The organism is Maribacter cobaltidurans (assembly GCF_002269385.1).
GTDB lineage: Bacteria > Bacteroidota > Bacteroidia > Flavobacteriales > Flavobacteriaceae > Maribacter > Maribacter cobaltidurans.
In genome coordinates this window covers 2,057,759-2,070,308 of the sequence record NZ_CP022957.1, presented here as the reverse complement: position 1 = coordinate 2,070,308, position 12,550 = coordinate 2,057,759, and the positions used below count along the sequence as shown (strand labels likewise).

The window sequence follows — 12,550 nt, the reverse complement described above, 5'->3', positions numbered from 1 at the left end:
AATGAAAAAATCAATAGTTACATTTTTACTTCTTTTCATTTCCGTTTCTGTTTTTTCACAGGAAGAGGATGCAAGGGAAAAAGAAAAGGCATTAAGGACCTCAACCAATTTGACCTGGGATGGAAATAAAAATCTGTCCGAAAATAATTTTGTGCAAGCTGAAGTGGATTACAGAAAGGCCATTGCAAAAAGTCCGGAAAATGCAGCGGCTCCCTACAATCTAGGAACGGCGTATTATAACAATGAAACCTATAGCGAAGCATTTGGGAGATTCAAGGAAGCTGGCGAAGTAGCGACTTCCAAACAGGAAAAACACAAAGCCTATCATAATATGGGCAACGTTTTTATGAAACGGAAGGACTACCCAAAAGCCGTTGAAGCCTACAAAGAAGCCCTTAGGAACGACCCTACGGATGATGAAACCCGTTATAATCTTGCCCTAGCGAAGGAAATGCAAAAAAAGGAGGAAGAGGAGAACAAAGACAAGAACGACGATAATAAGGACCAGCAAGACCAAGAGGACAAGAAGGACCAAAACCAGGATAAGGATAAGGAAGGGGACAATAAAGAAGATCAGAACCAGGATAACAAGGACCAGGGCGAAGACGGGAACGAAGGTGATAAGGGCGATGAAAAGAAGGATGAAAATAAAGAAGGGGATGGTGACGAAAAAGAAGAACAGAAAAAGAAACCGGAACAAGGTGACCAACCAAACGAACAGCAAGAGCGAAAACCAAACCAGCTGTCAAAGCAACAGGTAGAAAATCTTTTAAGGGCCATGCAAAACGCCGAAAAACAAGTACAGGAGAAAATAGATGCCAAGAAAGTAAAAGGGGCGAAAGTAAAAAACGAAAAAGATTGGTAAGCAAGGAACAATGATCAAAAAACTTTTTTTACTGGTTCCGCTTTTCCTCTTCGCCGTATTGATGCGAGGACAGGAAGATGATGCCGTTACCTTTGAAATGAAGTTGAGCAAAGACAAACTGGGGTTAAACGAACGTCTCAGGGTCGATTTTACCATGAACAAGGATGGTGATAATTTCAACCCCCCAGATTTTAAAGGGTTTCGGGTTTTAATGGGACCCTCACAATCCATCAGCTCTTCTTGGATCAATGGTGTAAGAAGTTACTCCAAGACCTATTCCTATACCTTGGCACCCACTGCGAAAGGTAAATTCACCATTGAACAGGCGACGATTGTAATAGCAGGTAAAACCTATAAATCTTTACCCAAGGAAATTGAAGTGACCACAGCGGTAGACAAACCATCTGATCAAATGACAGCAGACGACGTTGCAGATGAAAACCTTCATTTGGTTGCGGAGGTTTCTAAAACGGACCCTTATTTGAACGAGGCCATCAGCGTGGTCTATAAGCTTTACGTAAGTCCCGATATCAGTGTTTCCAACTATCAACCCTTGGACAATCCTACATATAATAATTTTTGGAGTCAGGATATTAGAGTTTCAAGATTGACCGCCCAAAATGGAACCTATCAGGGTAAACCCTATCGTTATGTAATATTAAAGCGGGTAGTTTTATATCCGCAAAAGGTAGGCAAACTGGAAATTGAACCTTTATCCTTGGATGTTACGGTAGACGTTCCCACAGCCCGAAGGGATTTTTTTGGAGGTAGAATTTATTCGCAGACCAATAAAACCGTCTCCGCCGGAAATAGGGTCATTAATGTGAAGAGTTTACCAGTGGCCAATCAGCCCGCAGATTTTACAGGTGCAGTTGGTGATTTCGATTTTCGGGTCAATACAACCAAAACGGACCTGAACGCCACAGAATCATTACAAGCCACCGTTGAAGTTAGTGGTAAAGGAAATTTAAAGCTCTTTAAGCTTCCAGAACCTGATCTTCCAAGCTCTTTAGAAGTGTATGAGCCTGAGTTTACTGAAGACGTGAGAACAAACCTAAGCGGAATGCAGGGAAAAGTAAGCAACAGTTACACCATTGTTCCTTCTTTCAGGGGTAAATATCCCATTCCTTCCATTTCCTTCAGCTTTTTCAATCCAAAAACTGAAAGATACGAGACGTTAAATTCAGAAGAGATAATCATCAATGTTCTTGAAGGTCCCAATAATGTCGGAAACCTCTCAAATTCGGCCATTGGCCAAACCAATAAACAACAAGTAGTTACAACCGGTAGCCAGTTTAATTTTATAAAATTATCCCCCAACCTCTCGAAAATAGATACTTCATATTTCTTTGGTTCTACCCGTTATTATTTATGGTTATTAGGACCATTGCTGTTTATCCCGTTGGCCATATTCCTAAGGAAGAAAAGAGATGCTATTGCGGAGGATGTCATTGGCAACAAAGTAAAGCGGGCCAATAAATTGGCCCGAAAATATCTTTCTGCCGCAAGAAAGGAACTTGGGAACAAGGATGCTTTTTATATTGCCTTGGAAAGGGCATTGCATAATTACCTAAAAGCCAAACTAAAAATAGAAACCTCTGAATTTAGCAAAGACAAAATTTCTGAATTATTATCCAAAAAGGGCATAGAGCAATCTACAATTGCGGAGTTCATAGGATTGTTACAGAATTGCGAAGCGGCCAGGTATAGTCCATTTTCAGAGGTAGAAATGCAAAGGGACTATGACAAGGCAAGTGAGGTTATTTCATTAATGGATAAACAATTGTAGGTATGTTCAAGAAATTATCCATACTATTTGGTCTTCTATTAGGGTTATTGGGAAATGCTCAAAATGAGGCCCTGTTCAATCAGGCTACCGAGGCCTATAACAACGGTGAATATGAAAAGGCCATTCAAGCTTATGATAGCATATTGCAGAGCAAAGAACACTCGGCCGCATTGTATTACAACCTTGGAAATGCCTATTATAAATTGAATCAAATACCGGAAAGCATTTATTATTATGAAAAATCGCTCTTGTTGAATCCGGACGACCAAGAAGTAAAGACCAACTTGGCCTATGCCCAAAACATGACGCTAGACGCTATAGATACCTTGCCCCAAACGGGTTTTTCCAGAATTTATAAAAGTATTACGTCCAGATTGACATTTGACCAATGGGCGTATGCCAGTATATTATGTATGGCACTTTTTATTCTACTGTACATTGTCTTTTATTACAATCGATATTCCACAAAAAAAAGGTTTGCATTTATTGGTAGTTTAATAGCACTTTTCCTTTGTGTCGTTTTTATCATATTCGCTTCTATTGAACTCAACTCGTACAATACGTACAATCCCGCTATAATTTTTGCCGATGAAGTTGCCATAAGCTCAGAACCCAATACAACCAGTGATGAAGTTTTTGTTTTGCACTCCGGTACAAAGGTCAACGTACTTGAAAGTTTGAACAATTACGTGAGAATCAGACTTTCTGATGGCAAAACCGGTTGGATGCCGGAAAAAGATCTTAAAATACTAAAGCAGTTTTAGGCCCATTTGCTCATCTAACCTGTGCTTTCTCGTTAGAATGCTTATATTAGTGGAAAGCAAACCCTTTGTTGTTGAAACCTATCTTAAACTTATTAGTAGCCATTTCATTGATGATAGCCATTTTGGCTCCATCATTAATAACCTTGATGGATCTAGATGTGAAAAATCCTATAGTTATGGATTTAAACGATGAGGAAGAAAAACAAGAAACCAAGGAATTTATAGGAACAGCATTAGTATTCAATCTTAACATAGATTTTTGTCCCATCGACAAAAAGACCTTAGCCTTTAATGACCGTACAGAGTATCATTCTTCGGGTAACATTGAAGTATCTTTACCTCCCCCAAAATCTTAGGTTTTTCTTTTAACGTCTAGTATTAATGAATAACCAGTCTTCCATATTTGGATGACCTAACAATCTCAATATTTATGTTTAAACATATTAAAAATGATATTCCCGCGAGTATCGTAGTATTCTTTGTAGCCTTACCCCTTTGTTTAGGTATTGCATTGGCAAGTGGCGCTCCTTTATTCTCCGGTTTAATTGCCGGTATTATTGGTGGTATTGTTGTAGGGGCGCTGAGTGGATCTAAGATTGGAGTTAGTGGTCCTGCAGCAGGATTAGCCGCCATTGTTCTCACTGCGATTGGAACCCTAGGTGGTTATCAAAACTTTCTGGTTGCCGTTGTTTTAGGAGGAATAATACAAATCTTGTTCGGAGTTTTGAAAGCAGGTGTCATTGGGTACTATTTCCCCTCCTCTGTCATTAAGGGTATGCTAACGGGGATTGGAATTATTATCATACTAAAACAAATACCCCATTTTTTTGGCTATGATGCCGAACCGGAGGGAGCTGATAGTTTTCTTGAGCCTACAGGAGAGAATACATTCTCCGCCATATATCATATTTTCGACAATCTAATCTTAGGTTCTATGGTTATTGGAATCGTGGGCCTATTGGTAATTATAGTTTGGGACAATGTTTTGGCTAAAAAAGCGAAGTTCTTTCAAGTGGTTCAAGGACCTTTGGTGGCAGTGGTTTTGGGTATTCTTTTTTATGCGTTTACACAAGATAGCGATACTTTTTCCATTGCCAAGTCCCACTTGGTAAGTGTTCCTGTTCCAGATGATCTGAATTCGTTTATTGGCCAATTCAGCTTCCCTAATTTTTCAGCTATTACAAACCCTCAGATTTGGGTAACCGGTTTCACCATAGCTTTAGTTGCAAGTTTGGAAACCTTACTCTGTGTAGAAGCGACCGATAAATTGGACCCACACAAAAATGTTACACCAACAAACAGGGAGTTATTGGCACAAGGAACAGGTAACATTCTTTCAGGTCTGATTGGTGGTTTACCCATTACCCAGGTAATTGTAAGAAGTTCAGCAAATATACAATCCGGGGGCAGAACCAAATTGTCCGCTATCTTGCATGGTTTTTTACTACTGTTTTCCGTAATTCTTATTCCAACTTTATTGAATAAAATACCCCTCTCCGTACTTGCCGCCATATTATTTATTGTGGGCTATAAATTGGCCAAACCGGCGCTCTTCAAAAAAATGTACGATTTGGGATGGAAACAATCAGTACCTTTTTTTGTTACAGTAGTAGGTATCGTATTTACTGACCTTTTAATAGGTATAGGTCTTGGCCTAGCCGTTGGAATTATTGTAATCCTACTGAAAAGTTACCAAAACTCCCACTTTTTACATATAGAAGACAAAAGCGACGGTACACCGAGGATAAAGATGACCTTAGCCGAGGAGGTCACCTTTTTCAACAAAGGAGCCATTCTAAAAGAGTTGCATAATCTTCCTGAGAATACATTTTTAGAGCTTAATGTTCTAAACACAAGATATCTGGATAACGATATTATAGAAATTCTAGAAGATTTTAGATTTAAGGCCAAAGAACGAAATATAGATATTAAATTAATTTCGAAGCGCGGGGTAGTAGAAAACCCAGACAGTTTTGTGGAGTTTTTTCAGAAAAAACCGAAATCAGATTTAAGCCTTAGCTAGTGTAAATAAAAAAAGAAAAATGAAAGCACATACAAAAGAAACCCAAGCAACAATGACCCCTGAAAAGTCATTGCGATTTTTAAAAGAGGGAAACCAAAGATTTCAAAACAACCTAAAGGCTAACCGTAATCTTTTGGAGCAGGTGAACGATACCAGTGAGGGGCAATTCCCTTTTGCCACTATTTTGAGCTGTATTGATTCACGGGTTTCTGCTGAACTGGTTTTTGATCAAGGACTAGGAGATATATTTAGTATACGGATTGCAGGGAATTTTGTGAACGAGGATATTTTGGGGAGTATGGAGTTTGCCTGTAAATTGGCAGGTACCAAACTAATTGTAGTCCTAGGGCATACAAGCTGTGGAGCTATCAAAGGAGCCTGTGACCATGCCAGGTTGGGAAATCTTACCGCTTTAATCAATAAAATAGAACCTGCAGTAGCCGCTGTAAAGGAACCAATAGATGAAAGTAAAAGAAATTCTTCCAACTTAGAGTTCGTAGATAACGTTTCTGCAAAAAATGTAGAAATCACCATAGAAAACATAAGGGCCAGAAGTCGTGTTTTGGCAGAAATGGAGGAAAATGGAGAAGTTATGATTGTTGGAGCTATGTATGATATATCCTCTGGAGCAGTTGATTTCTACTAAAAACATATAACCCTAAGGAAAGTCCCATGTTAAAAGCATTGGCTTTTTTGTTTCAGAATAGACTATCTTTCTATCGACTAATACTATACTATGGCATCCAATTTCTTAGACAAGATATTTGAAAACAATAAAAAATGGATTCAGGACAAACTCTCATTGCAGCGAAATTACTTCAATGAACTTGGCAAAGGCCAAAAGCCGGAGTCCTTATATATTGGTTGTTCAGATAGCCGTGTTACTGCGGAGGAACTTATGGGGCTAAATCCCGGTGAGGTTTTCGTTCATAGGAATATTGCCAATATGGTCATTAATATTGACCTGAATACAATGTCCGTAGTTGAATACGCCGTAGAACATTTGAAGGTGAGCCATTTGGTAGTATGCGGTCATTACGCCTGCGGAGGGGTTAAAGCAGCTATGCAGTCTGCGGATTTAGGCCTATTAAACCCATGGCTACGTTGTATTAGGGATGTTTATAGGCTTCACAAAGATGAGTTGAATGCGATTGAGGACGAAGAAAAAAAATATGACCGCTTGGTGGAACTAAATGTACAAGAGCAATGTGTCAACCTTATTAAAACCGCAGTCGTGCAGAAAGCTTATCGGCAACGAGACCTAACGGTCCATGGATGGGTTTTTGACGTCCATTCAGGTAAATTGATCGATCTCAATATCGATTTTGAAAGAATACTTAAGGAGATTATGGAGATATATCATTTGGATTAACTTATTCATAATACTATTTATTAGATCATCTTAATCTAGAAAAACAGATCCTACGTTTTTTAAAAGTTTTAAATTTGCTGCTTTAATCAAGCGCTATGATTGATAAAATAAAGGAGCAAATTGCAGAAGTATCCTCGTTTACTGCAGACAACATGGATGCTATAGAAGCATTTAGAATTAAATATTTGGGTAAAAAAGGAATTTTAAACGACTTCTTTGCAGAATTTAAAAATGTTCCCAACGACCAGAAAAAGGAGTTTGGCCAAACTATAAATCAATTAAAGCAGGTAGCCACCGACAAGGTGGAGCAGCTGAAACAATCTTTGGAACGTAATATATCCGAAGAAAAACTCTTTGGTGACCTGACCAGACCTGGCAACCCTACAGAGTTAGGTGCCAGACATCCTATATCTATTGTTAAGAACAAGATTATAGACATCTTTTCCAGAATTGGATTCAATGTTTCCGAAGGGCCCGAAATTGAAGATGATTGGCATAACTTCACTGCACTCAATCTACCGGAATATCATCCTGCGCGGGATATGCAGGATACTTTTTTTATCCAAACAAATCCAGATATATTATTGAGGACCCATACATCTTCCGTACAGGTGCGTTATATGGAAAACAATAAACCTCCCATTAGGACCATCTCCCCTGGCAGGGTCTATAGAAATGAAGCCATATCTGCAAGGTCACACTGTTTCTTTCACCAAGTAGAAGGACTGTATATTGATAAGGACGTTTCCTTTGCGGATTTAAAACAGACCTTACAATACTTTACCACTGAACTTTTTGGGAAATCAAAAATTAGGTTACGTCCATCCTATTTCCCCTTTACGGAACCTAGTGCCGAAGTGGATGTGTACTGGGGTCTTGAAACCGAAACAGATTATAAAATGACCAAAGGAACGGGATGGTTGGAAATCATGGGTTGTGGTATGGTCGACCCAAACGTACTTAAAAATTGTGAAATTGACCCAGAGGTATATTCCGGGTTTGCTTTTGGCATGGGCATAGACCGGATTGCACTTTTATTACATCAAATAAGCGATATCAGGTTATTGAGCGAAAACGATATACGGTTTCTAGAGCAATTCAAGAGTGCCCTATAACTTTTGGGTTTTTGAAAATTATCAGTCCTAAAAAATACTTTTTGAAAAGAGACATAGAAATACCCATAGCAAAAGACGTTTACATTGCCCTTATTTACGAATGGAACAAGGAATTTTTGTCCAAGGACTGGAATGCCTATATCATCAACAACCGAAAAACGCCTATAGAAATGGCTCTTATTGTCTCCAAGGGCTATGATGGACAAGTAAAAACCTCAACCATGAGACATGCTATTGGCGTAGTAGGCGCCAAATCATTCGAAAAAGTGGAATTGGTTCAAGAAGATGTCCTTAGACTGAACAATGAGTTTTTTGTTACCTACTATGCGGATCACAAGCTTTATGAAAGGAGGTTTCTTTTTGAAAAAGGAACAGTGAACGAACATAACCTTATACCTATCCCATTGATCGAAAAGGATGGAATATTCGCAAAATAGCCCCAGTTTTTGACAATTTCATTGTCAAATCGATAATTTTATACCCTTATTATTATTCATTAAAAATTTTAACTAGTTGATTTTTATATTATTAGGATAGGATTTGGACTTGCCTATTTCTAAATTAGTCTCTATAGCTAATTAAACCATATAGAACTAATGGAAACAGGAAAATTAAATCGTAGAAACTGGTTAAAAACGGGATTGCTCACAGCAGGAGGAATCACTTTATTTCCACACTTGGGAATCTCGGAAGTTCCTAAAACATATATTCCTTTGGATACGGAAGGAAACGCTTTGTACAGCCCATTTTTTAAAGAGTTTGTGCCTAAGGAATTTCCTGAGGAATCCAAACTATTGGCCAAGTTGAATGCCAATGAAAATCCATATGGCCCTTCTCCAAAAGCGGTAGAAGCTCTTAGAGAAGTTGCCACTAAAGGTAACCGATATGCATGGAAGGAGTTATTCGGTCTTATTGATAAAATTGCGGTCGAGGAAGGCGTAAGCCCAAAAAATATTATGATGGGACCAGGATCTTCTGATCTTTTGGAAAAAACCGGTATGGTCCTTTTTCTTGATGGAGGAAATGTAGTTTCTGCAGATCCATCCTATATGTCGCTTATGCAGGTAGCCCAAGCAACTGGAGCCAGTTGGAAACCTGTTCCTCTAAAGGAGGATTGGTCACACGATTTAAAGGCCATGGAGGAAGCTGTAGATTCGGAAACTAAACTTGTGTATATCTGTAACCCAAACAATCCTACCGGTAGTATAACGGACAGTAAGGAATTGTTGGATTTCTGTTCAAGGGTCTCGGAAAAAGTACCTGTTTTTGTGGACGAGGCCTACCTTGCATTCCTAGAAGATGGTGCCAAACAAAGTATGGTTAGCCTTATTAATGAAGGTAAGGACGTAATCATTGCCAGGACTTTTTCCAAAATCCATGGTATGGCAGGACTTCGCGTAGGGTATATTGTAGCGCAGGAATCCACTTTGGAAAAAATTCAAAAAATTACCCGAGGAGGTATGGGCATTTCCTATACGTCAATTTTTGCCGCCCTAGCTAGTATGGATGACAAGGATTTTCAGGATTCTTCACGAGAAAAAAATGCGGCTGCAAGGGAATACGTTTATAAGAGTCTATCCAAATTAGGCTATGATTATGTTCCATCACATACTAGCTTCATTATTTTTCCTATAGAAATGGATGGGAAACTTTTCTTGGATAAGATGCGCGCAAAACAGGTAGGTGTTAGGGCATTCGAATTTATGGGCAAGAATTGGTGCAGGGTGAGTATGGGCACCATGGATGAAATGAAAATATTTACTGCTGCACTTACTGACGTTTTGGCCTAAAAAAGATGGATTATACATTACAAAAGACATTTACCTTTTTGTTGTTTATTGGTATTGGTCTACTCCTTAAATTCAAATTTGGATCAAAGGAAGAATTGACCGGAATCAAGAAAATAATTTTAAACCTTTCATTACCTGCAACCATTTTTATTGCCTTGTTAGGTGTTCAAATAGATGCGGAACTGCTTTCCTTGCCATTTTTAGCACTTGGCTTAAACGTTGTCCTATTTCTTCTGTTTCCATTTGTAATGCCCATAACGGGTATTAAAAAAAATACTCCTGAATACCGGACGGCAAGATTACTGGTTCCATCCTTGGCACCCGGACTATCCTGTTTTCCTTTTGTCTTGGAGTTTTTGGGTGAAGGATACTTGGCAAAGGCGGCAATGGCAGATTTGGGCAATAAAGTGTTTGTATTGATAATCCTCTACCTAGTGGCCATGAATTGGTATTATAGCAAACGAGCTATTACCGACCAATCCAGGGCTTCGAAATTAAAATCTTTGATAATGGCAATGATCTCCGAACCCGTAAATATCTTTATAGTCATTGCCTTGATTTTGGTATTTTTTGGTTTTAAAATGGAGTCATTGCCATTTTTCATAAGTGATACGTTAACGAGGCTTAGTGTTATTATGACGCCACTTGTTTTATTGTTCATCGGGCTGGCCATGAAAGTAAAGAAACAGCAGATTTATAAAATCTTCTCACTTTTGTTTTTAAGGGCTGGCTTTGTAAGTGTCCTTTCAGGCGCATTCATCCTAGTTGCAAATATTACGGTACAACAGGATATACTTTTATTACTTTCATTTGGGTTAAGTGCCTGTAGTTTCTGGCCATTTTCACATATTGCGGTCGTGGGCTCCCAAGAAATGGACATTAAAAAGAAACAGAAGACCTTCAATGCTACTTTTGGAGTGAACATTCTTGCTTTATCCTTTCCCTTATCAACGGTTCTCATATTGGGGATTCTATCCAGCGGAAATCTTTTTTCCAATGGATATTCCGTATTGGTCTTAGGTATGATATTTTCTATTGTGGGTACACTACCTTATTTGCTTAAACGTATTTTCAAAACAAGGAAAAAGGAAGACAGACGGAAATCTGGTTGGATCATTTACAAAACCACCAGAACGGAAGCAACTTGATTTATTGTAATAAAAGGAATTGTTTAAGCTAAACCCAGGATTTTATCTTAAAGGAAATCCTTTGGCCGCCCACCATGGGTGTATTTCTATAACCAATCTACCCGATTTGACCATTAGGTCCATGTTGGCAAGGCTATCTGCCATTTCCAAAGTTGGCGTGTTATATATATGGTAATGCCCCTAATTTCCCCATCATCACCAAAAGGTCCGGAAATATCCGCATATCCCAGTTCATACATACGACCCAAATGGGCCAAATGAAGGGATTGGAGGTTATCTGCCTGCTCCTTTGACTGACTTCTATTGGGACCCGACTTTAAAAATGCTATGTAATATTGTTGCATCAAAACGGTATCCTTTGTCTTGTCATCCACATAATCAAAGATTTCATATCCTTTATCCATCAATTCCTTCTTCAATTCTGCAGCAGTTTTGGTCTTTTCTGTCTTTGTACCATTCATTTTCCTGTCCAACTTTGGGTTACCACAAGAGACAAGTATGGTAAGAAATAAAGGTAAAATCATTTTCATATTACCAAGTAGTATAGGGTTGTTTACTTAATTGTGAATTATAGTATTTAATGTCTCCCGTAACTTCTTCTCCCAGCCAATTCGGCTTTTGGAACATTTCGTTTTCGTTTGACAGTTCAATTTCGGCCAAAATCAGCCCCTCGTTCTCCCCCTCGAATACATCCACCTCAAAACTATGATCGTGAAATGGAACCATATACCTCGTCTTATCAATAATTCCTTTTTCACAAAGTTGAAGCAACTTTTCGGCATCCTTTAGTCCAATCTCCGTTTCCCACTCAAAACGTGTAGTTCCGGAATCGTTGGATTTTCCTTTTACCGTCATAAAACCTTTTTCCCCATTGATTCTAATTCTAACGGTCCTTTCTGGATGGGTGTTTAAAAAGCCCTGTACAATCTTAGTCTTGGAAACCGCCCCATCAACAAAATTCATGGACTTCACAAGAAACTTTCTTTCAATTTCAATCACCTTTTGCCATCTTTTTAATTTCATCGGAAGTTATCCTTCCACTCTCCTGTTCCCTATTGGCCAACAGAAGCATGCATTTTGCTATTTCCGATGGATGAACGGACCTATATTTTCTTAATGAGCCAACGAACAGTACCTCAAATACCTTGAACAGTTTCTTGGCCATCCATTCACCTACACGTTTTTCCTTCCTTTGCCCGGAAATTAATGAAGGCTGCAAGATATAGGTTTTGGGTACATCTATATCCAGGACGGCCTCCTCCATTTCTCCCTTTACCTTATTGTAGAAAAAAGTACTATTTGGGTCGGCCCCCATTGCGGAAATAACGATAAAGGTATCAATGCCATTGGCTTTGCACATTCGAGCTGTCTCTACAGGAATTCCAAAATCTATCTTTCGGTATAGTTCCCTATTGGGTGTTTTTGACTTAGTGGTACCAATACAGCAGAATACCTCGTCCGCATTAAATACAGGTTTAAAACGCTCCAAATCCAGTACATCCCCAAGATGTTCCTCGATTCTATCCGAGGATATATTCACAGGTTTTCTTGAAAACAATTTTATAGTTTCATACCGGGAATCTTCTAAAAGTAATTGTAAAAGAGTACTGCCGGTGAGCCCTGTAGCTCCAAGAATAATAGCCGTTTTTTTGCGGTGTTCCATCAAATTAAATATACCTTAATT

General features: G+C 38.8%; 13 protein-coding genes and 1 pseudogene. 11 read left to right on the top strand and 3 right to left on the bottom strand.

Features of this window, described 5'->3' with window-relative positions:
• Position 1 precedes the first annotated feature (1 nt).
• The 11 genes from CJ263_RS09060 to CJ263_RS09010 all read left to right on the top strand — a co-directional run bounded on the left by CJ263_RS09060 (position 2) and on the right by CJ263_RS09010 (position 10,866).
• Positions 2-865, top strand: a complete 864-nt coding sequence (locus tag CJ263_RS09060) for a tetratricopeptide repeat protein (RefSeq protein ID WP_229702398.1) — start codon at positions 2-4, stop codon at positions 863-865.
• A 10-nt stretch (positions 866-875) separates the two neighbouring features.
• Positions 876-2,654, top strand: a complete 1,779-nt coding sequence (locus CJ263_RS09055; RefSeq protein WP_094996968.1) for a BatD family protein — start codon at positions 876-878, stop codon at positions 2,652-2,654.
• Positions 2,655-2,656: 2 nt separating this feature from the next.
• Complete coding sequence (locus tag CJ263_RS09050; RefSeq protein ID WP_094996967.1) at positions 2,657-3,418, top strand: SH3 domain-containing protein; 762 nt, start codon at positions 2,657-2,659, stop codon at positions 3,416-3,418.
• Between the two features lie 71 nt (positions 3,419-3,489).
• On the top strand, positions 3,490-3,774 hold the full coding sequence (locus CJ263_RS09045) for a hypothetical protein (protein ID WP_158657118.1): 285 nt from the start codon (positions 3,490-3,492) through the stop codon (positions 3,772-3,774).
• A gap of 74 nt (positions 3,775-3,848) precedes the next feature.
• On the top strand, positions 3,849-5,441 hold the full coding sequence (locus CJ263_RS09040) for a SulP family inorganic anion transporter (protein WP_094996965.1): 1,593 nt from the start codon (positions 3,849-3,851) through the stop codon (positions 5,439-5,441).
• A 19-nt stretch (positions 5,442-5,460) separates the two neighbouring features.
• Positions 5,461-6,087 (top strand): carbonic anhydrase family protein, encoded by a 627-nt coding sequence (locus CJ263_RS09035; RefSeq protein ID WP_094996964.1) that lies wholly within the window; start codon positions 5,461-5,463, stop codon positions 6,085-6,087.
• Positions 6,088-6,177: 90 nt separating this feature from the next.
• Positions 6,178-6,813: a carbonic anhydrase gene (locus tag CJ263_RS09030; protein ID WP_094996963.1), complete on the top strand. Its 636-nt coding sequence runs from the start codon at positions 6,178-6,180 to the stop codon at positions 6,811-6,813.
• Between the two features lie 95 nt (positions 6,814-6,908).
• Entirely contained in the window at positions 6,909-7,928 is a 1,020-nt protein-coding gene (gene pheS / locus CJ263_RS09025) for a phenylalanine--tRNA ligase subunit alpha (RefSeq protein ID WP_094996962.1), read from the top strand.
• Between the two features lie 41 nt (positions 7,929-7,969).
• Entirely contained in the window at positions 7,970-8,365 is a 396-nt protein-coding gene (locus tag CJ263_RS09020) for a hypothetical protein (RefSeq protein ID WP_094999183.1), read from the top strand.
• A 159-nt stretch (positions 8,366-8,524) separates the two neighbouring features.
• A complete protein-coding gene (locus CJ263_RS09015; RefSeq protein WP_094996961.1) occupies positions 8,525-9,718 on the top strand; it encodes a pyridoxal phosphate-dependent aminotransferase in 1,194 nt (397 codons plus the stop codon).
• Positions 9,719-9,723: 5 nt separating this feature from the next.
• Positions 9,724-10,866: an AEC family transporter gene (locus CJ263_RS09010; RefSeq protein ID WP_094996960.1), complete on the top strand. Its 1,143-nt coding sequence runs from the start codon at positions 9,724-9,726 to the stop codon at positions 10,864-10,866.
• 42 nt (positions 10,867-10,908) lie between these two features.
• On the opposite strand, the pseudogene CJ263_RS09005 reads toward CJ263_RS09010, so the two are convergent.
• From CJ263_RS09005 to CJ263_RS08995, 3 genes and pseudogenes are all read right to left on the bottom strand, one after another.
• Positions 10,909-11,327: pseudogene (locus CJ263_RS09005) on the bottom strand (YciI family protein).
• 70 nt (positions 11,328-11,397) lie between these two features.
• Positions 11,398-11,865 carry a CYTH domain-containing protein gene (locus CJ263_RS09000; protein ID WP_094999182.1) on the bottom strand — a complete coding sequence of 156 codons (468 nt, stop codon included), beginning with the start codon at positions 11,863-11,865 and terminating at the stop codon, positions 11,398-11,400.
• On the bottom strand, positions 11,858-12,529 hold the full coding sequence (locus CJ263_RS08995) for an NAD(P)H-binding protein (protein WP_094996959.1): 672 nt from the start codon (positions 12,527-12,529) through the stop codon (positions 11,858-11,860). The genes CJ263_RS09000 and CJ263_RS08995 overlap by 8 nt, the downstream gene beginning before the upstream one ends.
• Between the last annotated feature and the right edge of the window lie 21 nt (positions 12,530-12,550).